The sequence below is a fragment of the Lentzea alba genome (assembly GCF_047445655.1).
Classification (GTDB): domain Bacteria; phylum Actinomycetota; class Actinomycetes; order Mycobacteriales; family Pseudonocardiaceae; genus Lentzea; species Lentzea alba_A.
In genome coordinates this window covers 13,273-38,748 of record NZ_JAJAEG010000003.1, presented here as the reverse complement: position 1 = coordinate 38,748, position 25,476 = coordinate 13,273, and the positions used below count along the sequence as shown (strand labels likewise).

Here is a 25,476-nt window from a genome sequence, read left to right as displayed (position 1 = left end):
GGGAGGACTTCATGAACACTCTGCCAGTCGCGGTCATCGGCGCGGGCCCGATCGGCCTGATCACGGCGCTCGGACTGGTCGCCCACGGAGTCCCCGTCGTCGTCTTCGAGGCCGGCGACGACCTGTCCGCCGAGACCAAGGCCGGGACGATCCTGTCGCGGACGTTGGAGGTCCTGGACCGGTACGACGCGCTGGGGCCGGTGCTGGAGGCGTCGCTGCGGCTCGACGAGATCGGCGAGCTGGACCGGGCGACCGGGACGTCGACCGGGAGCGTCCTGACCTCGGCGCTGGCGGGCGAGACGCGGTTCCCGTTCGTCGTCAACATCCCGCAGCACGAGCTGGAGCCCGTGCTGGCCGCGGTGCTGGAGGAACGCGCTCCGGGCGCGTTGCGGATGCGGCACCGGCTGGTGGACTTCTCGCAGCACTCGTCCGGCGTGACGTTGCAGTTGTCGACTCCGGACGGACCGGTCTCGGCGGAGGCCGCCTACGTGCTGGGGTGCGACGGCGGGCGGTCGACCGTGCGCGAACGGCTGGGTGTTCCGGTCACCGGGCACACGCTGGAGCAGCGGTACGTGCTGGTCGACCTCGTGTGCGACCTCGACGTCGGCAACCCGCGCGACTACCCGTACCTGGCTTACTTCGGCGACCGCGAGGAGTGGATGGTCCTCGTCCGGCAGCCGCACTGCTGGCGGTTCGTGTTCCCGCTGAGCGGACCTGAGCCCTCTGCGGACGAGCTGCGGGACAAGGCACTCCGGTTCATCGGCGAGGTCGACGAGCTGAAGGTGCTGGGCAGCAACGTCTACACCGTGCACCACCGCGTCGCCGAGCGGTGGCGGGACAGCCGGGTGTTCCTGCTGGGCGACGCCGCGCACCTGATCACGCCTATGTGGGCGCTGGGCCTGAACACCGGCGTGCTCGACGCGTCGAACCTGCCGTGGCGGCTCGCGTGGGTGTACCGCGGGTGGGCTTCGCCTGCGATCTTGGAGGGCTACGAACGCGAGCAGAAACCGGTGGCCGTCAACGGTTCCGGCGAGCTGGCGGAGGCCGCGCGGGCCGTGATGGACCGGCGGCTGGAGTCGGTCGCGGGCTGGAGTGACGCGATGACCAGGACGTTGCTCGGGGTGCGGCTGAGCGATTCGACGATGGTCCGCGCGCCCGGTCCGCTCCAGGTCGGCGACCGGGTCCCGGACCTGCGGGTCTTCGGTCCACGCGGCCCTGTGCACCTGCACGAGCTGTGCCGCGACTCGTTCGTGGCGTTGCACGTCACCGACGCGCGCAGGAGGCCGGTTCTTCGTGACCTCGACGGCCTGCGGCAGGTCGTCGTGAGCCGGTGGGACGCACCGCACGACTCCGGCCTTCGCGACCGCGCGTACTTCGACCCCGGCGCGACCGTGCGCGAACGCCTCGGTGACGTCGCCGTGCTGCTCAGACCGGACGCGCACGTCGCCCACATCGAGCCGTGGACCGCCGAGTCGTGCCAGCACATCCGCAACCGGTACCTGCAGGAGGTGTGCCTTGAGGGGTGACGTCGTGTTCTCGCCGTCCGGTGAGGAGATCGTGCTGGTCGACGTCGGCCAGCGGGTGCTCCACGACGACCCGGTGGTGCGGGTGTGGGAGGTGTCGCTCGAACCGGGCGAGACCCACCCGTGGCACCTGCACCACAACCCGTACGTCGTGCTGAGCATCGACGGCTCGCAGGGCCGGATGGACTGGCTCGACGGCAGCGAGCCGCGGTTCATCTCCGAGCACCGCGGCGGCTGGGTCTACCGGCCCGTCTCACCCGTGCACCGCCTGACGAACATCGGGACGTCCTTCTACCGCAACCGTCTCGTCGAGCTGAAGGACCTCGGCGAAAACGTGCCGTCGCCGTTGGACATCTCGCCTGACGACGTCGACGTGCGGACCGTCGCCGACTGCTCGTTGGACCTGGACGGGCCGCACGTCCTCGCTGCGCTGGACACCGAGGAGGTGCGGCTCCATCCGGGCGGATTCAGCAGGTTCGATGGCGAGTGGTTCGTCGTCGAGCTGAGTTACTTGTTCAGGTAGGGCTCGATGTCCTCGGCCTCGGCGACCTGGCGGACCTCGATCGACATCTCCTCGACGCCGGCGAAGCAGTCGATGTACTCCTCCGCGACCGCCGTGGCCTCGGCGAGGTCCGCGGCGTTGATCAGCAGGAACCCGCCGACGACCTCCTTGGCCTCGGCGAACGGCCCGTCGGTGGTCTTGATCGCGGCGCCGCGCCTGCGCACGGTCGCGCCGGTCTTCTGCACGCCCTCGGCGGTGAGCAGGACGCCGTTCGCCGTCAGCTTCCCGACGAACCCCTCCATCCGTTCGATGAGCTCCTGGTTCGGCTCCCACGAGGCCGGGTCGTCCTCCAGGACTCGGTGCACGAGCATGAACCGCATGTTCTCTCCTCGGTGTCGACTGACAGCGTTGGGCCGCTGCCACCCCTGCGTCGATCGACGTCACAGGGCTTTCGACATTTCGACATCATGACCCGGTGAACTTTTCCAGGCTGGTCGTTCCGCTGCTGAGCATGTGGTTCTTCGGCAACCTCTACGAGCAGGTCGTCTGGAACCCGCAGCTGCTGGCCGACCCGAGGCCGGGGTCGCTGGTCGGCGTGTTCGCGGCAGGCAGTCCGATCTACTACTACCTGCCGTGGGGCCCGCTCGCCGCGGTTCTGGCGGTCGTCACGCGCGCACCGCGGCCGGCACTCGGCTGTCTCGCGGCGTCGGTCGCGCTGAAGATCCTGCTGATCACGCAGATCAACCCGGTGTTCCGCGACCCGGCCGTCAGCCGCGACACCGTGCACGACCACGCGGTCGTGTGGGCGTTCGGCAACGGCCTTGTGGTGGTCACCGTGGCGGCCGCGATCCTGCTGGTTCAGCGCGCGCAACGCAGGTCGGCGTCCCCCGTGTAGACCGACACGAGGTGGTCGGCCGTGCGCAAGGCGAGCGCGGCCATCGTGATCGACGGGTTGGACGTGCCGAGCGACGGCATGCTGCCGCAGCCCACCGCGTACAGGTTGGGGTGGTCCCAGCAGCGTTGCCACTGGTCGGTGACGGAGCTCTGCGGCGACTCCCCCATCAGGTGCGTGCCGCCGCTGTGCCCCGCGCCCCAGTACCGCAGCGGTTCGCCGTCGTGTTCGAAGTACCGTTCCTCGTCCGGTTTGTACGCCGTGTAGTCCTCCGCCTTGAGCATCTCGAAGATCCGGTCCGACACGTGCTTCGCCGCCAGCAGACCGTCTTTGACGTACGTCGACAGTCTGTAGTGGATCGACGGGCGCGGGTTGCCCAGCGCGTCGCGGTTCGTCCGGTCGAGCGTGACGCGGTTCGTGGAGTCTGCTTCCTGCTCGATCTCGAACTGCAGCGCGAACTGCCGCCCGACGCGGTCCGCGACGGCCTGCCTGAGCGCTGTGCCTCGGAGGCCCGCCGCGACGAACTCGGCCGTGTCGGAGTCCGGACTGCCCGCCGACCAGCCCCAGCCCCAGTTGCCGATCTCGATCCGGAACGGCGCCCGCGTGCAGCGCTGCGGTCCCGTCCGGAACACCTCGATGCCCGTTGTCGACCCCGGACCGCGGAACGGCCCGACCGGCTGGGGCATCAACGCCCACGTCAGCAATGCCGGGTGGTCCATCAGGTTGCGGCCGACCTGGTCGCTGCTGTTGGCGAGGCCGGACATCAGCAGCAGCTTGGCGTTCTCGATGGCGTGCGCGGCGAGGACGACGACGTCCGCCTCGGCCTCGTGGAGGGTGTGCCTGCCGGTCGCGTCGTCCTCGTAGCGCTGATAGCTGACCTTCGTGATCCGCCCGAACTCGTCGGCGTGCACCCGGTTCACCACGCACCGGGTGCGCAGCTCGACGTTGTGCGACCAGCGTTTCTGGGTGCGCAGCGGCGTGTACTTGGCCTGCTCGGGACACACCGGCACACAGCTCGCGAACCCGGCGCACAGGTTCCCGTCCGGCCGGTAGCCCTTCACCGGCATCCCGTTGCGCGCCTGCGGTGTGCCGACGACCAGCAGCTCGTGCCCGTCGATGCTGGCACCATCCACAACGGACGCGATCACGTTGTCCAGATACGTGCGCGGCAACGCGTGCATCGGATACTGGTAGTTGTCCGCCACCGGGATGTGCTGGCGTTGCTCGTCGGCGTCGGCCGCGATGCCGATCTCCCACTCCGCCGCGCGGTAGTAGGGCTCCAGGTCGTCATAGGAGATGGGCCAGTTGCGCCCGCGCCCGAGATCCGCGGTGCGGAAGTCCTCGGGGTGCATCCGGGGCGTGATCCCGGTCCACACGGCGCCGGTGCCGCCGTTCATCCGCAGGTACGGACTCGGGTACGCGAACGGCCCGGTGTTGATCAGGTAGTCACTGGACGGGGCGGCCGCGGTTCTTCGGTACGGGGTCAGCGGCGTCTTGACCAGCGCGGTCTTGAACCTGGCCACGGCCTCGTCGTGCGCGGTCTCCGTGCCGGCCTCCAGCACGAGCACGCGGAACCCGTTGTCCCCCAGCACCTTCGCGACGAGCGAGCCGGCGAACCCGGCCCCGACCACCAGGGCCCGCATCAGACGCCACTTCTCGGTCTGCGCTCCCAGCTCCCGAACCCAGGCCCTTCCGTGCCCGGCGCGGCCACCCCGACCGCCTTCCACGCCAACCCTTCGGCATACGCGCGGGCGCTCGGAATGACACCGCGCCAAACGCCGGTGTACCAAAGCGCGATGATCTCGGCGTCCGACGCGTCGTGCGCCAGCACGCGGTACTGCTCGACCAGTCCGGTCGAGCTCAGTTCCTCCGCCGAGAACCCGGTCAGCTCGGCGGACAACTCCACGAAGGCGTCCATGCCCGCCATCCTCGACGGCCCGCCGGACCTACGCCCCGGTACTCACCCGCGTGGCCCAACCTCCATCTCGCCCAGCAACGACCAGTCGTCCTGCTCCAGCACCGCGTTCACGATCCGCGGCGTCTCCTGCAGGTACCGCGGCAGCTCCTTCTGAGCGTTCTTGAAGTGCTCCGACTGCACGTGCGCCGCCCCCGCGTCCCCGTCCCGGAACGCCTCGACCAGCACGTACTCGTTCTGGTCGTCGAGACTGCGCGACCAGTCGAACCACAGGCAACCGGGCTCGGCGCGGGTGGCCTCGGTGAAGCTGCGCGACACGTCCGGCCAGGCGTCGGCGTGCTCGGGCAGGACGCGGAACTTGGCGGTGATGAAGATCAAGACGGCCTCCTTCGCGTGAACGCCTCCGACCCTATGGGGTGACGCCCGGCCAGTGCGCGCCGAATCCGGCTGAGCTGGAAAATCGGCCTGTTCGGTGATCGGGACGAGCGAGCGCGCGGAAGCCCTGCAGCTCGGTCCGGCACGCCACCCTTCCGCAGCGCCGCCGCACATCGCCGAAGCCCACCAGCGCGCCTTCCCCGCAGAACCTCGTGCGGCACTCCAGCCACCCTGCGAGGTCGGGAAACCTGCGCGATCATCGCCACCGTGCCCGAGATCGACACCCGCAGGCGGAACCTGGTCGTGGCGGCCGTCCTGCTGGCCATGCTCCTGGCAGCCCTCGACCAGACCATCGTCTCCACCGCGCTCCCCACCATGGTCGCCGACCTGGGCGGCGGCGCGCACCTGTCGTGGGTCGTGACGTCGTACCTGCTGGCCGAGACCATCATGACGGTCCTGATCGGCAAGTTCGGCGACCTCTACGGGCGCAAGAAGACGTTCGTGGTCAGCGTCGTGCTGTTCCTGATCGGGTCGTTCTTCGCGGGCTGGTCGGAGTCGATGGGCATGCTCATCGCGTTCCGGGCGGTGCAGGGCCTCGGTGCGGGCGGCCTCATGGTCACGTCGACGGCGATCATCGCGGACGTCGTGCCGTTGAAGGAGCGCGGCAAGTTCCAGGGCTTCGCGGGCGCGGTGTTCGGCATCGCGACGGTCGCCGGGCCGTTGCTGGGCGGCCTGTTCGTCGACCACCTGAGCTGGCGGTGGGCGTTCTACGTCAACATCCCGCTCGGCATCGCCGTGGTGCTGGTCGCGATCTCCGCGCTGCCCACGATCAAGGCCGACGGCCACCCGAAGATCGACTACGCGGGCATCGCGCTGATCGCACTCGCCGCCACCGGGCTCACGCTCGTCACGAGCTGGGGCGGCACCGAGTACCCGTGGACGTCGCCCACGATCCTGTGGATGGCGGCAGGCTCGATCGTACTGCTGATCGCCTTCGTGTACGTCGAGCAACGCGCCGCCGAACCGATGCTGCCGATGCGGTTGTTCCGCAGCCGGGTGTTCACGGTGTCGGGTGTGCTGAGTTTCGTGGTCGGGTTCGCGATGCTCGGCGGCATCACCTACCTGCCGATCTACCTGCAGTACGTGCGCGGCGAGTCCGCCACCGCGTCCGGGCTCTGGATGCTGCCGCTCATCGCCGGTCTGATGGCCACCGCGCTGCTCACCGGCAACGTCATCAGCCGCACCGGCAAGTACCGGATCTTCCCGCTGCTCGGATCCGTCGGCCTGGCCGCAGGTCTGCTACTTCTGTCCTATTTGGACGCAGCAACGCCCTACTGGGTCATGGGCGCGTTCATGATGGTGCTCGGCGCCGGCATCGGCCTGGTGATGCAGGTTCCGGTGATCGTCGTGCAGAGCACCGCGAACTACACCGACCTCGGCGTCGCCACGTCCGGCATCAGCTTCCTGCGCACGATGGGCAGCTCGTTCGGCGTCGCGATCTTCGGCACGATCTACGCCAGCCAGCTCCCGCACCACCTCGTGATCCCGCCCGGCGTCGACCCGCGCGCGATCGCCAGCCCGGCCGCCGTCCACGCCCTGCCAGAAGCGATAAGGGCACCGATCGTCGCCGGATACGCCGAAACCGTGCAGACGATGTTCCTCATCGCCGCCCCGATCGGCCTCGTCGCACTGCTCGTGGCGTTCTTCCTGCCGGAGGTGCCGTTGCGCGACACCTCCCGTGCCGCCGCCACCGGCAACAGCGGCGTGGGCGAGAGCTTCGCCGCGCCAGGCTCGAACTCCTACGACGAGCTCCGCAAACTCGTCTCCACCGTCGTCTCGAAGTCCAAGGAAGATCCGGGCCTCGCGGTGCTTCGGAGGTCCGGCGTCGACCTGCCGCTGGAACAGGCGTGGCTGCTCGGCCGCGTCTACCGCGCCTCGACGGACGACGGCGTGGCCACGCTCGACGAGATCGCCGAGATGACCAAGGTTCCCGCAGGCATCTTCGAACCGACCGCCGCGCACCTGGTCCAGTCCGGGCACCTGGCGTTCACCGACGACGGCTACCGCTTCACCGACCGGGGCGCGGACGTCTTCACCCAACTCGTGCACGCGTGGCGCCGCTGGCTGCTCGACCAACTCGAAGACTGGCACGAACCCGACCAGCGCGACTTCGCCCAGGCGCTCGACTCGTTCACCGACGAGCTGATCGAGAGCGGACGACAGCTGAGCAGGGTCTAGCCGCACCGAAAGATCACCTGGTCGGACCTAACCCCTCCGGTGTATCCACATGCGACCCTGAAAGCGATGAGCACCACGCGAATCGGGTCGTTCAACGTGGAGAACATGTTCGAGCGCCCCAAAGTGATGGGCCGCAACGCAACCAAGCACGCGGCCCCGATTCTGGCCGCCCACGCCAGGTTCAACGAGCTCATCGCCGCCGAGACCTACACCCCCGAGGTCAAGGAAGAGCTCAAACAACACCTGGCAACGCTGGAGTTGCTGAGAAGTGACCGGAGCAAGTTCGCGATCCTGCGGCGCATCCGCGGCAGGTTCCTCGCCCGGCACAAGACCGGCGAAACCTCAGTCGTGGCAAGTGGTCGCGAGTCCTGGGTCGGCTGGGTCGAGCTCACCACCGAACCCATCAGCGAACTGGCCACCCGCCACACCGCCCAGGTGATGCGCGACGTCGGCGCGCACGTGCTGGGCGTGGTCGAGGCCGAGTCCCGCGAGCTGCTGCACATGTTCTCCGCCAGCATGCTCAAACACGTCGGCTGGACCCCGTACGAGGAAGTCCACCTGATCGACGGCAACGACGAACGCGGCATCAACGTGGGTCTGCTGACCCGCGACTCCCACGAGGTCATCACGATCCGCACGCACGTGTACGCCAAGGACACCTCCGGCGTGATCTTCTCCAGGGACTGCGCCGAGTACCACGTCCGCACCCCCGCCGGGCCCGAGGTGGTCGTGCTCGTGAACCACCTGAAGTCCAAGGGTTACGGCGCTCCCGGCGACCCGATCGGCGCACGCCGCCGCTTCCGTCAGGCGGTCCGCATCGCCCGCATCGTGAACCGCCTGCGCGACGAGGGCCACGAGTACATCGCGGTCGTCGGCGACCTCAACGACACCGCGGACAGCGAAGCCCTGCGCCCGCTGTTCCAACGCACCGGCCTGCGTGACATCAGCGAGCACGAGAACTTCGACTGGGACCACCGCAAGGGCACCTACCGCGGCGTCAACGAGAAGGGCAAGATCGACTACGTCCTGCTCACCCCGGAGCTGTTCACCAAGGCGACCGGTGGCGGCGTCTTCCGCAAGGGCGTGTGGCGCGGCCCGCGGACAAAAGACCGCTGGGACGTATACGAAACCATGACCGCCGACGTGCACGCGGCCAGCGACCACGCCGCGATCTACGCGGACATCGACTGGACTCGTTGAGAACAACGCCCGGACATATGGGGCCGAACAGGTGATGTGTCCGTCGTCGCATCACGTAATGGCCACTTCACCTTGATTGGCTCATTAGGTTAGCTTTACCTTGTCTGCGCCCTGTCTGACCTGGGGATTGGCCGAGGAGGACCGCCGGTGAGGCGTCGAGCACGGACCGTGACGTTGGTGGCTGCGCTGCTGGCGTCGACGTTGACCGCCTGCAGTTCGGCGAACGACCTGATCATTTACTCCGGCCGCAACGAACAATTGGTCGGCGCGCTTCTCGACCAGCTCGAGGACGCCGTCGGAATCGATGTTGAAATCCGCTACGGCGGCAGCGGTGAAATGGCCGCCCAGCTGCTGGAGGAGGGCCAGGGCACCGAGGCGGACGTGTTCTTCTCCCAGGACGCCGGCGCGCTCGGCGCGGTGGGTGAGCAGGGCCGCCTGGCCGAGCTGCCCGCGGACGTCCTCGGCATGGTGCCGGCGGGCTACCAGGCGCGCGACAAGAAGTGGGTGGCCACGAGCGCGCGGGCACGAGTCATCGCGTACGACCCGCGGGTGGTGCAGGAGAGCGAGCTGCCCAAGACGATCGACGAGGTCGTCGACCCGAAGTGGCGCGGCAAGGTCGGGTACGCGCCGACCAACGCGTCGTGGCAGGCGTTCGTCACGTCGGTGCGCGTGCTGAAGGGCGAGGACTTCGCCAAGGAGTGGCTGAAGAAGTTCGCTGCCAACGACCCCAAGCGCTACGACAACAACATCAACATCCTCAAGGCCGTCGACGACGGTCAGCTCCCGTTCGGACTGATCAACCACTACTACTGGTACGCCTCGGCCGCCGAGAAGGGCGCGGCCAACATGAAGGCGAAGCTGCACCGGGTCGGCGGCGGTGATCCGCTCGCGCTGGTCAACGTGGCAGGCGTGGGGGTGATCCAGGGCAGCAACCAGAGCGAGGCCGCGCAGAAGGCCGTGCGGTTCCTGTTGTCCGAACAGGCACAAAAGCACTTCGCCGACCAGACCGCGGAGTACCCGGCGAACCCGGACGTGAAGTCGAGCAAGCACCAGCTGCCGCCGATCACGGACCTCCAGGCACCCGACATCGACCTCTCCAAGCTGTCGTCGCTGCAGGAGACGGTGAAGCTGTTGCAGGAAGCGGGGTTGTCCTGAGGCCCGTGCACCGGGCCGCGCCAACGCTCACCACGCTCTCCCTCCTCGTCGCCACCGCGGCCGTGCTGCCGCTGGCGTACCTGGCGGTGCGTTCGTTCGAACGCGGCGGGGGCGTCGTGTGGGACGTGCTGGTGCGGACCCGGACCGCGGAACTGGCACTGCGGAGCCTGTCGCTCGCGGTGGCGGTGACGGCCGCGTGCCTCGTCCTGGGCGTGCTCAGCGCGTGGCTCGTGGTGCGCTCGGACCTGGCGGCTCGGCGGGCTTTCGGTGTGCTGCTGGTGTTGCCGCTCGCGGTGCCGTCGTACGTCGCCGGGTTCACCTGGATCTCGGTGCTGCCGGACCTCAGCGGGTTCGCCGGCGCGTTCGTGGTGCTGACGCTGGTGTCGTACCCGTACGTGTTGCTGCCGGTAGCGGCCGCGTTGCGCACGGCCGATCCGGCGGTCGAGGAGGTCGCGCGGTCGCTCGGCAGGACTCGTGGTCAGGTGTTCGTTTCCGTGACACTGCGACAGATCCGACCGGCTGCGCTCGCCGGCGGGTTGCTGGTGGCGCTGTACGTGCTGAGCGACTTCGGCGCGGTGTCGTTGATGCGCTACGAAGCCTTCACGCTCGGCATCTACACCAGCTACCGGGCGACGTTCGACCGCACACCGGCCGCGATTCTGGGCCTCATCCTCGTGTTGCTGGCGATCGCGTTGACGCTCGGCGAACGACGGGCCCGCGGCGTTGTCGCCCATCGAGGGCGTCGACGGCCGCTGACGGTTCCGTTGGGGCGCATGCGGATTCCGGCGCTGGCGGGGACTTTCGCGCTGATCCTGCTGACGCTCGGGGTGCCGGTGGTGAGCCTGGTGTGGTGGCTCGCGGCAGGCACGTCGACGTTCTCCGTGAGCGACGTGCTGGCGACTACCGGCAACACCATTGCGGTGTCGGCGTTTGGCGCCTTGCTGACGCTGCTGCTGGCGTTGCCGGTGGGGATCCTGGCCGCACGGCACCAGGGACGGCTTGCTCGCGGGGTCGAGCTGGCGAGCTTCGCCGGGCACGCGCTGCCGGGCATCACGGTCGGGCTCGCGTTGGTGTTCTTCGGGATTCGCTTCGCTCCCGCGCTCTACCAGACCATGCCGATGCTCGCTTTCGCTTACGCCGTGCTGTTTCTGCCGTTGGCGGTGGGGGCTGTGCGCACGGGTGTGGCGCACGCGCCGCCGGTGCTGGAGGAAGTGTCGCGGTCGCTCGGGCACAGCCGGTTCTTGACGGGTGTGCGCGTGACGGTTCCGTTGGCGGCGCCGGGGATTCTGGCCGGTACCGCGCTCGTTTTCCTGACCTGCGCCAAGGAGTTGCCGGCGACGTTGCTGCTGCGGCCGACCGGCGTGGACACGCTGGCGACCGAGCTGTGGACCCGCACCGAGGTCGCCGCGTACGCCGCGGCGGCGCCTTACGCGGCGGTTTTGCTCGTGGTGGCGGCGATTCCGGCCGTCGTGCTGGACAGGTTCCTGGGAGGTGAACGGTGAGCGGCTTGACGGTCAAACGGCTGGTCGCGGGCTACGGCGGGGAACCCGTGCTGCGCGAGGTCGACTTCGAGGTGCCGGAAGGCGGGCTGCTCGCCGTGCTCGGGCCTTCCGGCTGTGGCAAAACGACGCTGCTGCGCGTGCTGGCGGGCTTCCACCCCGTTGACTCGGGCGAGGTGTGGCTGGGCGGACGGCAGCTCACTTCGGAAGTACCGCCGGAGCAGCGCGGGATCGGGATCGTGCCGCAGGAAGGCGCGCTGTTCCCGCATCTCAGCGTCGCAGGCAACGTCGGCTTCGGCCTGAGCCGGACCGAACGGCGCGGCGGTCGCGTCGACGAGCTGCTGGAACTGGTGGGGCTGGCGGGGTTCGGCGCGCGCCTGCCCTCCGAGTTGTCCGGCGGCCAGGCGCAACGGGTCGCGCTGGCGCGTGCTTTGGCGCCACGGCCTGGAGTCGTGCTGCTCGACGAGCCCTTCTCCGCCCTTGACGCCGGTCTGCGCGAGGAACTTCGGGCGGATGTCCGGGCCACTCTGCGGGCGGCGGGGGCTACGGCGTTGCTCGTGACGCACGACCAGGAAGAGGCGCTCGGGATCGCGGACCTCGTTGCCGTGCTTCGAGATGGCGTGGTGGCGCAGCTCGCTCGGCCGCAGACCGTCTACAACTCGCCCGCTGATCTCGGGGTGGCGTTGTTCGTCGGCGAGGCGATGACTTTTCCCGGTGTGGCGCGATCTGGCGCTGTGGAGACGCCGCTCGGAGTGTTGCCGACGACTGGCGATGGAACCGGCACGGTGCTGCTGCGCCCAGAGCAGCTCGTTCTTGGCCCTACCGGCCTTGAGTCCACTGTGGACGACGTGCTGTTCCACGGTCACGACGCGACTGTGTTGTTGCGGCTTCCTTCCGGCATCCAGGTGCGATCTCGGGTGCAGGGCCGGGTTTCCGTGCGCGCTGGTGACTCCATCTCGGTCGCGGTTCACGGGCCCGCCCTGTTCTTCGGGGGCACGCCGTGACGGCCACGGCGGACCTCGGGTTCGCTGATCACCTCGCGGCGCACGGCGACCAACTCGCCCTGATCGTCCCTTCCGGTGAGCTCACCTATCGCGAACTCGACCAACTGGTTTCTGAGGCGTGCGAACGGTTGGGCACCACCCGGCGACTCGTGTTGCTGGCGGCCGAGAACGACGTCGAGTCGATCGTGACCTACCTGGCCGCGTTGCGCGGCCGGCACCCGGTGATCTTGGCTGCCACGGCCCAAATCCCCGCTCTGACCTCCGCTTACGACCCGGACGTGGTGATCGCGGGCTCGTGGTCCGAGCGCCACGAGGGCACCGTGCACGAGCTGCATCCCGAACTGGCGCTGCTGCTGTCGACGTCCGGCACAACGGGCTCACCGAAGCTGGTGCGGCTCAGCGCGGAGAACCTGGCCTCGAACGCGGCCGCCATCGGCGAGTACCTCGACATCCTCCCGACCGACCGCGCCATCACGTCGTTGCCGCTGCACTACTGCTACGGCTTGTCCGTCGTGAACAGCAATCTCGCGCGCGGCGCCGGCCTCGTGCTGACCGGACGTTCGGTGATCGAGCCGGAGTTCTGGGACCTGGTGCGTTCTGTGGGTGTGACGAGCCTGCACGGCGTGCCGCACACGTTCGGGCTGCTCGACGGCATCGGTTTCGCTTCCTTGGACCTGCCCAGCCTGCGCTACGTGACCCAGGCGGGCGGGCGGCTGGATCCCGCCGACGTCGTGCGCTACGCGTCGCTTGGTCTGGAACGGGGCTGGCGCTTCTTCGTCATGTACGGCCAAACCGAGGCGACCGCGCGCATGGCCTACCTTCCGCCCTCGCAGGCTTTGACGGACCCGTCGGCGATCGGCGTGGCTGTTCCTGGCGGTCATCTGCGCATCGACGACGGCGAGCTCGTTTACCGCGGCCCCAACGTGATGCTCGGCTATGCCCGCACGCCCGCCGATCTGGCGTCGGGCCGCACGACGTTCGAGCTCCGCACCGGCGATCTCGGCTCGGAGTCCTCCGGTCTGTTCTCCGTGACGGGTCGCAAGAACCGGTTCGTGAAGCCGTTCGGCCTCCGCGTCGATCTCGACCAGGTGGAGCGTTCGCTGGCTCTTGATGGCCTGCGCGTGGCCTGTGCCGGCGACGACTCCGGACTCGTGGTCGCGGTGTTGGGCTCCGCCGATCGCGCTTTCCGCTTGGTCCGCACCTTGACCGGCCTGCCCTCCGCCGCGATCCGCACCTACTCGGTGACATCTTTTCCCTTGCTGGCCAACGGAAAAATCGACTACCGGGCCGTCGCCGCGCCAGCTGACCGCTCGTCGACGTCGGTGCGCGAGGCGTTCGCCTCAGTTCTGGGCGTGCGCTCCGTGCCCTCAGACGCGACTTTCAACTCACTCGGCGGCGACTCGCTGCGCTACGTGCAGATGACCGTGCAACTCCAACGCCTGCTCGGCGATCTCCCGCCGACCTGGCCCACCATGCCCGTGTCCTCGTTGGAAAAGCTCCGCGCCACCCACCACCGCGTCCCGCTGATCGACACCACGATCGTGCTGCGCGCCCTGTCGATCCTGCTGATCGTCGGTTCGCACGTGAGCTTCTTCAACCTGATGGGCGGCGCCCACCTGCTGCTGGTGATCGCCGGCTGGAACCTGGCCCGCTTCCTGCTCCCCGCCCACCCACTGCGAATCCTGCGCGCCGCGGCCTTCATCGCGATCCCGACATCCCTCTGGCTCGTCTACCGCTCAGCCGTGACCGACGACGTGACCCTCGACAACATCCTGCTGGTGAACAGCTTCACCCGCGTCGGCGCCGGCGGCTACTGGTTCATCGAGGTCCTGGCCCACGTGCTCCTCGCGTGCGCCCTGATCTTCGCGGTGCCCGCGGTCCGCCGCTGGGAACAACGCCACACCTACGCGTTCGCCGTGATCGTGCTGGCCGCCTGCCTGCTGGCCCGCTACACCGTCGAGGGCGACTGGTTCGCCCGCAACATGACCACCCTCGGCGCCGCGTGGTTCATCGCCCTGGGCTGGCTGGCCCAACGCTCCCCCGCCCTGTGGCAAAAGTGCCTGGTCGTGACGGTCACGATCGCGATGATCCCCGGCCGCATGGAACTCCTCTCGCGCGAGATCATCGTGATCGCGGGCCTGATCCTCCTGCTGTCCCTCTCCCGCGTCCCGGTCCCCCGCAGCCTGCTCACCCCGATCAGCCTGCTGGCGAGCGCCTCGCTGGCCATCTACCTCACGCACTACGCGGTGTTCCCCCACCTGCTGCCCTTGGTGCCGACGCCGATCGTGTTCGTCGTGTGCGTCGCGGTAGGCGTGACAACCTGGCTGGCCATCACCAAAGCCCGCCCCCTGCTGACCGCCGGCCAGTCCCTGCTGCCACTCAGACAACCTCGACCGTCACCTCGATGACATCGCCCGGCGCCACGTCGTTCTTCTTGCGCACCGCGGCTTTGATCGGCAGCACGTAACAGCCCGACTGCTTGTCCGGGAACACCGACGTCGACCACGAGGACGCGCCCACCCCGACCCGGACCTTCACCGAGCCGAAGCCGGGGCCGGGCGTGGCGAGCTCGCGGATCTGGTCCGAGACGTCCTCGGGCAACGTCACGAACGTCCACGTGTCCATGCGGCGGGCGTCCCAGAGCCACAACTCCGCGTCGAAGACGAACATCGCCCCATTCTCCGTCAAAGCGGCGCGCTGATCTGAAAGTCCTCGTCGAACCGAGCCGCAAGTCGCTCACCCAGCCCGTTCGGCGCCCACTTCCGCACCAGGTCCAGGAACCCGATCAGGTCTTGCCTCACACCCTCCAGAAGTCCCGGCAGGTCGGCGGTCCGGATCTCACACGCGGGTCCGTCCCTGCGCGCACCGTCCTGCCACAACCTCACCACGCCGTCCGCGAACTCCACTCCTGGTTCCGACGAGTGCCCGAGCCACGGCGCCCGCCCGTCGAGCAGTTCCTGCCAGGCGCGCCAGTCCTCGAGACCCATGCAGCACCCGTGCTCGATCTCGACGCCGGTCACGGTGTCACGGACCCTGAGCCCGCCGGCCATGATGATCAGTTCCTCCTCCAGCACCGCAGGCAGCATCTCCGGGCTGTAGTCCTCGTCCTTGCCGTATTCGGCGATCGCGGCGAGCGCCGCGAACACGTCCTCGCGTGACATCCGCCCGGACAGCGGCACGTGCACGTCCCACGAAGGGCTCACGACGGCGGTCATCTCGATCACTCACCCATTGTGGTGACGAACGCCACCGACCATTTCGGTCGGTTTACCTACCGAACCGGTCGGTAAACGCCGTAAAGTCGGCATCATGCCACGACAGCTCAGGACCGGGGTCGACGAGCAGATCCTCGACAGCGCAGCCGCGTTGTTCGCGCGTCACGGCTTCGAGCAGACGTCGCTCAAGGCGCTCGCGGACGCCGTCGGCCTGTCCAAGGCCGGGCTCCTGCACCACTTCCCGAGCAAGGAAGCGCTGTTCGAGGCCGCCTGGGACCACAGCCGCGTGCTGAGCAGCCATGTGGCCGAGCAGGTAAGGCCGCTCCCCGCCGGACCGGCACGTGAGCGCAAGGCGCTCGAGCTGCTCACCGACATCGCGCTCGACCGGCCGGGCCTGGTCGCGCTGCTGTTCCGCAGCATGACCGCGCCCGGCGAGGACCCGCAGCAGGCGCAGGACGAGCTGCTGCTCAACGAGATGTTCGTCGTCGACCCCCAGCAAGAGCTGGAACGCGCGATCCGCATCGTCGGCGCGCTCAGTGCCATGGCCGTGCTGACCCTCCTGGCCAACCAGGAAGGCGACAAGACCACGTGGCGCCCGCTGATCCTCCGCACCTGCTTTGACGCACTCGGCCACCGTGACGCACCCGGCCACCACTGATCGTTCGCAACCTGTTTTGACGCACTCGGCCACCAGGAGGCCTGAACACCATGGCGAAACTGCTCTACCGGCTCGGCAGAGGTGCCCACAAGCACCGCCTTCCGGTTGTCCTCATCTGGCTGCTCGTGCTCATCGGGTCGGGGGTCGGTGCGTACGCGCTCGGCGGTGAGACGTCCAACGCGATGTCCATCCCCGGCCAGGAGTCGACCACCGCGCTCGAGCGCATCGAGCAGAAGTTCGGGTCCGGCGACAGCGCGTCCGCACGGGTTGTCGTCAAGGCGCCCGCGAACGAGAAGCTGCCGCAGCACGTCCAGGCGATCACCGAGCTCGTCAACGACGAGTCCGCGCTCAAGGGCGTCCGGAGTGCGACCAACCCGCTCGACCCGGCCGCGCCCAGCGTCAACAAGGACGTCAACGTCGGGTACAGCACCGTCACCTACGACGTGAAGCCCGGTGAGGTCACCGACGAGCAGCGGGCCGACCTGCTCAAAGCCGTCGAGAAGGCCAGGAACGCCGGCCTGACCGTCGAGGTCACCGGCACCGCGATGCAGGAGACGCCGCACGTCGGCGGACCCACCGAGGCCATCGGTGTCGTGCTCGCGCTGGTCGTGCTCGCGCTGACCTACGGTTCGCTCGTCACGGCAGGCATGAACCTGCTGACCGCCGCGATCGGCGTCGGCATCGGCACGCTCGGCATCACCATCGCCACCGGGTTCATGGACCTGCAGTCGACCACGCCGGTCCTCGCCTCGATGCTGGGGCTCGCGGTCGGCATCGACTACGCGTTGTTCATCATCAACCGCTACCGCCAGGAACTTCGCCGCGGCTCGGACGTCGGGCACGCCGTCGCGACCGCGGTGGGCACGGCGGGTTCCGCTGTTGTCACGGCCGGTCTCACCGTCGTGATCGCGTTGGTGGGTCTGGCGATCGCGGGCATCCCGTTCCTCACGCAGATGGGTGTCTCGGCCGCCGCCACGATCGTCGTCGCGGTGCTGATCGCCGTCACGCTGGTGCCCGCGGTGCTGAGCATGCTGGGCCGCCGGGTGCTGACCCGCAAGGAACGCGCGGAAACCGCCGTGGAACCCAAGGATCGCGGGATCATCAGCGGCTGGGCCAAAACCATCACCCGCAACCGCGTCGTCGCGCTGCTGCTGTCGGTCGTGGCGCTCGGCATCGTCGCCATCCCGGTGGCGTCGATGGACACCACGCTGATCCAGAAGCCCCCGGCCAACTCCACCCAGGAACGCGCCGACCAGATCCTGGCCCAGGGCTTCGGCGAGGGCTTCAACGGCCCGATCATCGTGCTGGTCGAGGGTGACGGCGCCGCGGCGACGGCCACCAAGGCCGCCGAGCCGATCGCGAAGATGTCCGACGTCGCACTGGTCACGCCGGCTCAGCCGAGCCCGGACGGCAGCGCCGCGATGGTCACCGTCATCCCGAAGTCCGGCCCGGACAGCACTGCCACGGAACAGCTCGTCGCCGACCTGCGCGCCGAACTGTCCACTCTCGACGGTGGCAGGGCCTACGTCACCGGCGCCACTGCGGTGAGCGTGGACGTGGCCACGTCACTGGACCGCGCGCTGCCTATCTACCTGGCCGTCGTCGTGGGTCTGGCGCTCGTGCTGCTGATCCTGGTGTTCCGCTCGCTGCTGGTACCGCTGGTCGGTGTGCTCGGCTTCCTGCTGACCATCGGCGCTTCGCTCGGCGCCACCGTCGCGGTGTTCCAGTGGGGCTGGCTCGCCGACGCGGTCAACCTCGACAGCACCGGCCCGCTGATCAGCCTCACGCCGATCCTGGTGATCGGCATCCTGTTCGGCCTCGCCATGGACTACCAGATCTTCCTGGTGTCCCGGATGCACGAGGCGCACCACCGCGGTGCCGCCCCGATCACCGCCATCACCACGGGCTTCCGCCAGGCGGCCCCGGTGGTCGTGGCCGCCGCGCTGATCATGTTCTCGGTGTTCGCGGGCTTCGTCCCCGCCGGCGAGGCGACCGTGAAGTCGATCGCGTTCGCCCTGGCCGTCGGCATCTTCGTGGACGCGTTCGTGGTCCGGATGGTGCTCGTGCCCGCCGCGCTGGCCCTGCTGGGCGAGCGCGCCTGGTGGCTGCCGAAGTGGCTGCGGTGGCTGCCGGAGCTCGACGTCGAGGGCACCGCGCTCGACGAGCTCGAAAAGCCGAAGGAGAAGCCGGAGCCCGTCGCGGTCGGCTGATCCACCCACCGGTCCGTCATGCCTGTGATCTGATCGCGGGCATGACGGACTGGTCCGCGCTCAGCCACGCTCACGGCAGCGCCGAGAACATCCCCGGCCTGCTCGACCGCGTGGCCACCACGAACGACCAGGACGCGTGGAGCGAGCTCTGGGGCGCGCTGTGTCACCAGGGCAGCACCTACCCCGCCAGCTACGCGGCACTCCCCCACCTCGCCGCCATCGACGACGTGCAGGCGGTCGTGCTGGCGGGCGGGATCGTCGCGGACGGCGGCGACGAGGTCCGCGCCGAGCACGCCGCGGCCATCTCGACGCTGCTGGCCAGGGCGAACGAGCTGCTGCCAGGCGCGGACGAGGAGACGTACGCGTATCTGGTCGAGAGCGTGCTGACGTTCGAAGGTCTCGTGGACTCGGTCGACGCGCTGGCGTGGGGCGTGGCCGACGAGGAGTACGAGATCGAGTGTCCCGAGTGCGGCACCGCGACGTTGATCCTCGTTGCCGAGGGCGTCAGTCGCGCTGACGACCACCCGGATCGCCCACTGCGACCAGCCGATCCCGCCCAGCTGACCGGCATCGGCCGACGCGTCTACGAGACCGCCGCGAACCACGGCAAGAAGAAGGTCGCGAGAGTGTTCCTGCACGCGTTCGGTCAGGCCACCTGCCCCGCGTGCGGCATCGAGGTCACGGTCGCTGACTTGCTGAGCTGAGCCCGCACCCACCGCGCGACCGTCGGCGCAGGCGGTTCCACCGGGCCCCCGAGGTGCGCTACCACCTGCAACGAAGCCGAGCCCGGCGCTTCCACCGCCAGCGCCCACCCGTGGCACTTCGTCCACAGCAGCGCCACGTCGTGGTCAGGGTGGCCGGGGAGCCTGCCGTCCACCGCGATGTACAGCCGCAGCGGGTTGTCCCGATCCACACAGGACGACTCACCGCTGAGCCCGAGCTCCCGCGTCACCCGGCGCGCGTACTGCCTTGCCACCACGCTGTTCACATGGCCCGGCTACCCGGTCGCGGCGGCCGCAACCCACTGTTCCGATCCAGGTTTCGGCCGCCGCGTCACGCACCGGTCACTCGCCGCCGAAGTCGCCGAAGTCCTCGAACGCGTCGTCGATCATCTCGCCCATCACCATGCCGCCCACGACACCCGCGGCACCGGCCGCGACGACCGTGCCCATGCCCATTCCACGGCCGTGGTGACCGCCGTGGTGACCGCCGCCGTGGAAGCCCTGCATCCCGCCACGCTCGGCGACCTGGGCCAGCCAGCCGTTGATGGACGTCGCCCAGTCGGCGACCTGAGCCTCCTGGTGCGACAGTCGGAAGTGGCCGAACGCGTCACCGCCCGACGAGAACATCCCGCCGCGCCGATCGGCTTCGAGGATCACGTACAGCTCGTGCGGCGACGCCACGAACGTGAGCTCCACCTGCTGCACCCGGCCGGCGAACTGGGCCGGCGGGAAGAACTCGATCTCCTGGTAGAAGCCGAGCTCCTGCGGCACGCCGTGCAGGCGGCCCGCCTCGACGTCGGCGCTGCGGAACGAGAAGCCGAGCTGCCCGAACGCGCTGAGCACCGCGTCCTGCGAGGGCAGCGGGTGGATCAGCACGGGGTCGAGGTCGCCCTTGTCCGGCGCGCCCGCGATCACGAGCTCGGTCCGCACGCCCACGGTCATGCCTGGCAGCTGACCGCCGCCGACCGCCGTGATCGGGGTCTCCCACGGGATCGGCAGCTGGAACGGGATCGACACCAGCTGACCGGCACCGACCCGCACACCCTGCTGCACCACGACCCGCAGGAACTCGGACACACCGCCGTACTCGTGGTCACCGTGCTCGACCTCGACCCGCGTGACCAGCGACAACACGACCTGGCCGATCTCGGCGTCCGCGCTGCCGCCCTGGATGCGCACCTGCCCGGTCACCAGCTGGCCGGGTGTGGCGTGCGGTGAGTCCAGGACGGTGTCGACCGATGGACCGCCGACGCCGAAGGCGCTGAGCATCCGCTTGAACATTTACCGTTTCCTCTCGCGGGTGTCGGTTTCGTCCTCGAAGTCGCCGATCAGCTCTTCGAGGAGGTCTTCCAATGCGGCGATGCCGACCACGCCGACATCCGAGGCGTCTTCGACCAACGCCAGCTGCGACCGCTCGGCACGCATCTCGGTCACGGCCCGCGCGACCGGCATCGACGCGGGCAACGTCAGCACCGGCGCCATGAGCTCCGAAGCCGCCGGGTCCTCGCCGCGCGCCGTGGCCCGCATCGCCTCACGGATGTGCACGAGGCCCACGTACCGGCCGCGCGGATCGGTGACCGGGAAGCGCGACCGTCCACACTGGAGGCTGCGCTGCTCGATCTCGCGCGCGGTCGTGTGCAACGAGACCGTCGACGTCTCGCCGATCGGCACCATGACCTCACGCACAGTCGTGCGCTGCACCTGCAGCATCCGGGTCAGCAACCGTTGCTGCCCCTCGGGAATCAGGCCGTGCTCGGCGGACTGACGCAGCAGCATCCGCAGGTCGTCGGGCCGATGTGCCTGCGCCAGCTCGTCCTGCGGTTCGACCTTCATCAGGCGCAGCAAGCCGTTCGTCGTCGAGTTCAGTCCACTGAGCAACCAGCGGACCGAGCGGGCGAACGCGCGGAACGGCAGCGCCAGGATCAGCGCGGACCGCTCGGGGTGCGCGATGGCCCACGACTTCGGCGCCATCTCGCCGACGACCATGTGCAGGAACACCACCAGCACCAGGCTGATCGCGAACGCCACGCCGTACGCGAACGCGTCCGGCAGGCCCGTCCACCGCAGCGCGGGCTCCAGCAGGTCCGCGACGGCCGGTTTGGCCAGCGCGCCGAGACCCAGCGTGCACAGCGTGATGCCCAGCTGGGCGCCCGCGAGCATCAGCGACAGCTCGCGCACTCCCGCCACCGCGGCGCGCGCCGCCCGTGACGTCTCGGCCGCCTGTTCCAGGCGGTGCCGCTTGGACGCGATCAACGCGAACTCGGCGGCGACGAAGAACCCGTTCAACGCCAACAAAATAACGGAGATCACGATGCTCATCCGGACAGCACCACCGTGTCCGGCACGTTGCGCGCGACCGAGGTGACCACGAGCTTCACGCCGTCCATCTCGATCTCGTCACCGGGCTCCGCCACCCGGCCGAGCTGGTGCAGCACCAGACCGGAGACGGTGTCGTACGCGTCGTCGCCAGGCAGCTCCACGCCGGTGGCGTCCTCGATCTCGTCGAGCCTCATCCGGCCGGGTACGCGCCAGTCGTCGCCGACCTTCTCGATCAGGGCCGAGACCAGGTCGTCCTCGTCGTGGATCTCGCCGACCAGCTCCTCGGCCAGGTCCTCCAGCGAGATCACGCCCGCGAACCCGCCGAACTCGTCGACCACTCAGGCGAGCTGACGTCGTTCGGTCCGCAGCCTCTCCAGCACCGCGGGCAACGGCAGCGTCGCCGGCACCACCAGCGCGGGCGACGCGATCTTCTCGATGGCGACCGACGAACGCTCCTCCGGCGTCAAGGTCAGCACCTCGGCCAGACCGACGATCCCACGCAGGTCGTCGCGGTCGTGGCCGACCACCGGGAAACGCGAGTTCCCGGTGTCCAGCAACGAGACCACGCGCGCGGCAGGCTCGTCGAACCATACTGTGTGGACGTTCACGCGCGGCGTCATCGCCTGGTCCGCGACGAGCTCGCGGAACCCGATGCCGTGCTCCAGCAGCCGGGTGAGCTCGGGGTCGAGATGCCCCTGCTCCCCCGCGTCCTCGACGATCTGCTTGAGGTCCGCCGACGTCGCGCCCTGCGGCAGTTCCTCGACGGGCTCGATCCCGAACGCCCGCAGCAACCGGTTCGCGGCCACGTCGAACAGCCGGATCACCGGCCCGGCGATCTTCAGGTACACCAGCGTCGACGAGCTCAGGGCCAGCGCCAGGCGTTCGGGCCGCGCGATCGCGAGGTTCTTCGGCAGCAGCTCACCGAGCACCATCTGCACGAACGTCGCGAAGACCAGCGCGATCACCATCGAGCCCGGCACGCCGAGCCCGGTGCCGAGCAACGGCTCGGCGACGTAACCCACGAGCAGCGCCGTCACCGTGATGCCGAACTGGGCACCGGACAGCATGAAGGAGAGCTTCTGAGTCACGCGCAGCGCACGTTCGGCGGGCTCGGAACCGGCCTCCGCCAACTGCTGCAGACGGCCGCGATCGACCGCCATGTACGCGAACTCCTGAGCGACGAAATACCCCGTGGCCACAGTCAGGACCACGATGGCGAGCAAGCCGGATGCGATCAACAAGACGCACCCGGCCACGTACTACAGCCGTCTATGTCGGCTTCATCAGGCATACTCCAACAGTAGCACGTAGCACTGTACGGTTCAGGGGACGGAGGTGGCCGATTTGTCCGAATCGCTCCTGAAGATCGGCGAGCTCGCCGCCCGCGCCGGAGTCAGCATCCGCACCGTCGACCACTACACGACGCTCGGCCTGATCAGCCCTGCTCAGCGCACCGCGAGCAACTACCGCCTCTACCGCACCGACGACGTCGAGCGCATCCACCTCGTCCAGCGCCTGGAAGTCCACGGACTGCCGCTGGAGGACATCGCGCGGGCGTTCACGGCGAGACCTGCCGACACGGCCGCCGTGCTCGGTCAGATCGACACCGACCTGCGCACGCTCCAGGAAGTCTGCGACGCCGCCTCCCCCGAGATGCACGGCCTGCTGTCGGTGATCGCGAACCGCGTCCACTCGCTGATCACCATCGCTCTGCAGCTGCCGCCCGACATGCCTCTTCAGTCGTCGAATATTCGGGGTTCGCCTACGGTCTTGCCGGGCCCTGTCGATCACGCCAAGGTGAACGAGCCGCCTCCGCCGCGCCTGGATTCCGGCAGGAAGTGAGCGCTTCGAGATGGAGTTCCCGAACACCCCCGCCACGCCCAGCGCCGTGAGCCGCCGCTGCTTCATCGGTGGTTGCGCCGCGGCAGCGACAGTTCTGACCGCCGGCACCGCCGCAGCCGCGACCGATGCCGCCGACACACAGCCGTGCGGGAAGCTCCCGCCCGGCACGGTCCTCGCGAAGAAGGCCGACGTCCCGTTGAACGGCGGTGTCGTCGTCTACTTCGATGACGAGACGTCAGTCGTCGTCGCGCAGCCGAAGAAGAACACCTACACGGCGTTCGACGCGAAGTGCACGCACGCCGGCTGCATGTGCAGCGAGGTCGACAACAACCTGATCATCTGCTGGTGTCACGACAGCCGGTTCAGCTCGGTCGACGGCAAGCGCAAGAGCGGACCGGCCAAGAAGCCGTTGCCGCTGATCAAGACCAAGATCAAGGGAGACGACATCGTGGTGGCGTAGTTTGTCGTCGAGGAGGCGTGCCGTGAGACTTCGCAGCGAGCAGTGGTACGCGGGTGACGACCGCAACGCCTACATCCACCGCGCCTGGATGCGCCGCGGTACGCCTTCCGACGCCTTCGCCAGACCGCAGATCGCCATCGCCAACACGGCCTCCGACCTCACCCCGTGCAACGCGCACCTGAACGAGGTCGCGGCCTCGGTGTCGAACGGCGTGCACGAGGCGGGCGGCATCCCGTTGAACCTGCCGGTGGTGTCGCTCGGCGAGACCAACGTCCGCCCCACCGCGATGCTGTGGCGCAACATGGCCGCGATGGCCGCCGAGGAGATGTTGCGCGCCAACCCCGTCGACGGCGTGGTACTGCTCGGCGGTTGCGACAAAACGATTCCCGCGCTCCTGATGGCCGCCGCGTCCGTCGACATCCCCGCGGTCGTGGTGCCCGGCGGGCCGATGCTGACCGGCACGTTCCGCGGTGTCCCGCTGGGCTGCGGCACCGACGTCTGGCGGCTGTCGGAGGAAGTCCGCGCCGGCACGTTGTCGCAGGAAGCCTTCATGCGCTCCGAGTCCGCGATGATCCGCAGCCGCGGCCACTGCAACACCATGGGCACCGCCTCGACTATGGCCCTGGTGGCGGAGGCGCTCGGCACCGTCGTCCCCGGCGTCGCGGGCACCCCGGCGCCGGACAGCAGGCTGCTGGAGGCCTCGCACGGCACCGGCCGGCTGATCGTCGAGCTGATCGAGAAGGACCGCAGGCCCAGCACCTTCCTGACGAAGGCGAACTTCCACAACGCGATCGTCGCGCTGGCCGCGATCGGCGGCTCGACCAACGCAGTGGTGCACCTGCTCGCGATCGCCGGCCGGCTGGGCGTCGACCTGACACTCGACGACTTCGACCGCATCGGCTCCGGTGTCCCGTTGCTGGTGGATCTCCAGCCAGCGGGCCGTTTCCTGATGGAGGACTTCCACCGCGCGGGCGGGCTTCTCGCCGTGCTGCGCGAGGTGCGTGATCTGCTCGACCCGGAAGCGTTGAGCGTCACCGGAAACCCGCTCGTCGACTACCTCGACGACGCCCCGATCTGGGACCCCGAGGTGATCCGCGCACGCGAGACCCCGATCATCGCCGAGGGCGGCATCGCGGTCCTGCGCGGCAACCTCGCCCCGTCCGGCGCGTTGATCAAACCGGCTGCCGCGTCCGCACACCTGTTGCAGCACCGCGGAAAAGCCGTGGTGTTCGACAGCATCGAGGACTTCCACGCCCGGGTCGACGACCCCGATCTCGACGTCGACGCGGACTCCGTGCTGATCCTGCGCGGCTGCGGCCCGCGCGGCTACCCGGGCATGCCAGAGGTGTCGAACATGCCGCTGCCCAAGAAGTTGCTGGAACAGGGCGTGCGCGACATGGTCCGCATCTGCGACGGACGCATGAGCGGCACCGCGTACGGCACCGTCGTCCTGCACGTGGCACCGGAAGCGGCCGCGGGCGGACCGCTCGGCCTGGTCCGCACCGGCGACGTCATCGTGCTGGACGTGGAGAACCGGCGGATCGACGTGGAGGCGCCGGACTTCCTCAGCCGCACCCCCGGCGAGGCGATGTCCCAGGCGTTCGCCGCACCGAAACGCGGCTGGGAGCGCCTCTACATCGACCACGTGCTGGGCGCCGACACCGGAGCCGACCTGGACTTCCTGGTCGGCTCCAGCGGCAGCGACGTCACCCGCGAGTCACACTGAGCAGGGTCACTTCAGCGGAGG

General features: G+C 69.0%; 26 protein-coding genes. 15 read left to right on the top strand and 11 right to left on the bottom strand.

Annotated elements, in window-relative coordinates; genetic code table 11:
• The first annotated feature begins 11 nt into the window (after positions 1–11).
• Positions 12–1,526 (top strand): FAD-dependent monooxygenase, encoded by a 1,515-nt coding sequence (locus LFM09_RS05715; RefSeq protein WP_414095205.1) that lies wholly within the window; start codon positions 12–14, stop codon positions 1,524–1,526.
• Entirely contained in the window at positions 1,516–2,046 is a 531-nt protein-coding gene (locus LFM09_RS05710; protein WP_414095204.1) for a hypothetical protein, read from the top strand. The genes LFM09_RS05715 and LFM09_RS05710 overlap by 11 nt, the downstream gene beginning before the upstream one ends.
• On the opposite strand, the gene LFM09_RS05705 is transcribed toward LFM09_RS05710, so the two are convergent.
• A complete protein-coding gene (locus LFM09_RS05705; protein WP_414095203.1) occupies positions 2,031–2,405 on the bottom strand; it encodes a YciI family protein in 375 nt (124 codons plus the stop codon). The genes LFM09_RS05710 and LFM09_RS05705 overlap by 16 nt on opposite strands.
• A 95-nt stretch (positions 2,406–2,500) precedes the next feature.
• On the opposite strand from LFM09_RS05705, the gene LFM09_RS05700 reads away from it, so the two are divergent.
• The gene (locus LFM09_RS05700) at positions 2,501–2,920 is read left to right on the top strand and encodes a hypothetical protein (RefSeq protein ID WP_414095202.1); all 420 of its coding nucleotides are present in this window, start codon (positions 2,501–2,503) and stop codon (positions 2,918–2,920) included.
• Here the strand turns inward: LFM09_RS05700 and LFM09_RS05695 are convergent.
• Genes LFM09_RS05695 through LFM09_RS05685 form a run of 3 tightly spaced genes read right to left on the bottom strand, consistent with a single transcriptional unit; the run spans position 2,884 to position 5,210 of the window.
• Entirely contained in the window at positions 2,884–4,560 is a 1,677-nt protein-coding gene (locus LFM09_RS05695; protein ID WP_414095201.1) for a GMC family oxidoreductase, read from the bottom strand. The two genes, LFM09_RS05700 and LFM09_RS05695, sit on opposite strands and share 37 nt — an antisense overlap.
• The gene (locus LFM09_RS05690; protein ID WP_414095200.1) at positions 4,560–4,835 is read right to left on the bottom strand and encodes a hypothetical protein; all 276 of its coding nucleotides are present in this window, start codon (positions 4,833–4,835) and stop codon (positions 4,560–4,562) included. Before LFM09_RS05690 ends, LFM09_RS05695 begins: the two co-directional genes overlap by 1 nt.
• 42 nt (positions 4,836–4,877) lie before the next feature.
• Entirely contained in the window at positions 4,878–5,210 is a 333-nt protein-coding gene (locus LFM09_RS05685) for a putative quinol monooxygenase (protein WP_414095199.1), read from the bottom strand.
• A gap of 264 nt (positions 5,211–5,474) precedes the next feature.
• On the opposite strand from LFM09_RS05685, the gene LFM09_RS05680 reads away from it, so the two are divergent.
• The 6 genes from LFM09_RS05680 (at position 5,475) to LFM09_RS05655 (ending at position 14,711) form a co-directional block, all read left to right on the top strand.
• Positions 5,475–7,445, top strand: a complete 1,971-nt coding sequence (locus LFM09_RS05680) for an MDR family MFS transporter (protein ID WP_414095198.1) — start codon at positions 5,475–5,477, stop codon at positions 7,443–7,445.
• A gap of 66 nt (positions 7,446–7,511) precedes the next feature.
• Positions 7,512–8,645 (top strand): endonuclease/exonuclease/phosphatase family protein, encoded by a 1,134-nt coding sequence (locus LFM09_RS05675; protein WP_414095197.1) that lies wholly within the window; start codon positions 7,512–7,514, stop codon positions 8,643–8,645.
• A 147-nt stretch (positions 8,646–8,792) separates the two neighbouring features.
• Positions 8,793–9,800, top strand: coding sequence for an iron ABC transporter substrate-binding protein (locus LFM09_RS05670; protein ID WP_414095196.1), 1,008 nt, complete (start codon positions 8,793–8,795; stop codon positions 9,798–9,800).
• A 5-nt stretch (positions 9,801–9,805) separates the two neighbouring features.
• Entirely contained in the window at positions 9,806–11,302 is a 1,497-nt protein-coding gene (locus LFM09_RS05665; protein WP_414095195.1) for an ABC transporter permease, read from the top strand.
• Positions 11,299–12,303: an ABC transporter ATP-binding protein gene (locus tag LFM09_RS05660; RefSeq protein ID WP_414095194.1), complete on the top strand. Its 1,005-nt coding sequence runs from the start codon at positions 11,299–11,301 to the stop codon at positions 12,301–12,303. The genes LFM09_RS05665 and LFM09_RS05660 overlap by 4 nt, the downstream gene beginning before the upstream one ends.
• Entirely contained in the window at positions 12,300–14,711 is a 2,412-nt protein-coding gene (locus LFM09_RS05655; protein WP_414095193.1) for an AMP-binding protein, read from the top strand. Before LFM09_RS05660 ends, LFM09_RS05655 begins: the two co-directional genes overlap by 4 nt.
• Here LFM09_RS05655 and LFM09_RS05650 read toward each other — a convergent pair.
• A complete protein-coding gene (locus LFM09_RS05650; RefSeq protein WP_414095192.1) occupies positions 14,683–14,973 on the bottom strand; it encodes a DUF1905 domain-containing protein in 291 nt (96 codons plus the stop codon). The genes LFM09_RS05655 and LFM09_RS05650 overlap by 29 nt on opposite strands.
• Before the next feature lie 14 nt (positions 14,974–14,987).
• The gene (locus LFM09_RS05645; RefSeq protein WP_414095191.1) at positions 14,988–15,527 is read right to left on the bottom strand and encodes a hypothetical protein; all 540 of its coding nucleotides are present in this window, start codon (positions 15,525–15,527) and stop codon (positions 14,988–14,990) included.
• A gap of 85 nt (positions 15,528–15,612) precedes the next feature.
• On the opposite strand from LFM09_RS05645, the gene LFM09_RS05640 reads away from it, so the two are divergent.
• Genes LFM09_RS05640 through LFM09_RS05630 form a run of 3 tightly spaced genes read left to right on the top strand, consistent with a single transcriptional unit; the run spans position 15,613 to position 19,090 of the window.
• On the top strand, positions 15,613–16,176 hold the full coding sequence (locus LFM09_RS05640; protein WP_414095190.1) for a TetR/AcrR family transcriptional regulator: 564 nt from the start codon (positions 15,613–15,615) through the stop codon (positions 16,174–16,176).
• A 50-nt stretch (positions 16,177–16,226) separates the two neighbouring features.
• Complete coding sequence (locus LFM09_RS05635; RefSeq protein ID WP_414095189.1) at positions 16,227–18,386, top strand: MMPL family transporter; 2,160 nt, start codon at positions 16,227–16,229, stop codon at positions 18,384–18,386.
• A gap of 41 nt (positions 18,387–18,427) precedes the next feature.
• Positions 18,428–19,090: a hypothetical protein gene (locus tag LFM09_RS05630; RefSeq protein ID WP_414095188.1), complete on the top strand. Its 663-nt coding sequence runs from the start codon at positions 18,428–18,430 to the stop codon at positions 19,088–19,090.
• Here the strand turns inward: LFM09_RS05630 and LFM09_RS05625 are convergent.
• The 5 genes from LFM09_RS05625 to LFM09_RS05605 form a co-directional block, all read right to left on the bottom strand.
• On the bottom strand, positions 19,033–19,362 hold the full coding sequence (locus LFM09_RS05625) for a DUF6292 family protein (protein ID WP_414095187.1): 330 nt from the start codon (positions 19,360–19,362) through the stop codon (positions 19,033–19,035). The two genes, LFM09_RS05630 and LFM09_RS05625, sit on opposite strands and share 58 nt — an antisense overlap.
• An 88-nt stretch (positions 19,363–19,450) precedes the next feature.
• Entirely contained in the window at positions 19,451–20,389 is a 939-nt protein-coding gene (locus LFM09_RS05620; RefSeq protein WP_414095186.1) for a sporulation protein, read from the bottom strand.
• Positions 20,390–21,427, bottom strand: a complete 1,038-nt coding sequence (locus tag LFM09_RS05615) for a hemolysin family protein (protein WP_414095185.1) — start codon at positions 21,425–21,427, stop codon at positions 20,390–20,392.
• Positions 21,424–21,765, bottom strand: a complete 342-nt coding sequence (locus tag LFM09_RS05610) for a transporter associated domain-containing protein (protein WP_414095184.1) — start codon at positions 21,763–21,765, stop codon at positions 21,424–21,426. Before LFM09_RS05610 ends, LFM09_RS05615 begins: the two co-directional genes overlap by 4 nt.
• Entirely contained in the window at positions 21,766–22,665 is a 900-nt protein-coding gene (locus tag LFM09_RS05605; RefSeq protein ID WP_414095183.1) for a hemolysin family protein, read from the bottom strand. It abuts the gene before it with no gap.
• A 106-nt stretch (positions 22,666–22,771) separates the two neighbouring features.
• Between LFM09_RS05605 and LFM09_RS05600 the strand changes: the two genes are divergently transcribed.
• The 3 genes from LFM09_RS05600 to LFM09_RS05590 are packed head-to-tail and all read left to right on the top strand — an operon-like array spanning position 22,772 to position 25,455.
• A complete protein-coding gene (locus LFM09_RS05600; protein ID WP_414095182.1) occupies positions 22,772–23,269 on the top strand; it encodes a MerR family transcriptional regulator in 498 nt (165 codons plus the stop codon).
• A 10-nt stretch (positions 23,270–23,279) separates the two neighbouring features.
• Positions 23,280–23,729, top strand: coding sequence for a Rieske (2Fe-2S) protein (locus LFM09_RS05595; protein ID WP_414095181.1), 450 nt, complete (start codon positions 23,280–23,282; stop codon positions 23,727–23,729).
• Between the two features lie 22 nt (positions 23,730–23,751).
• Complete coding sequence (locus tag LFM09_RS05590; RefSeq protein WP_414095180.1) at positions 23,752–25,455, top strand: dihydroxy-acid dehydratase; 1,704 nt, start codon at positions 23,752–23,754, stop codon at positions 25,453–25,455.
• Positions 25,456–25,476 lie beyond the last annotated feature (21 nt).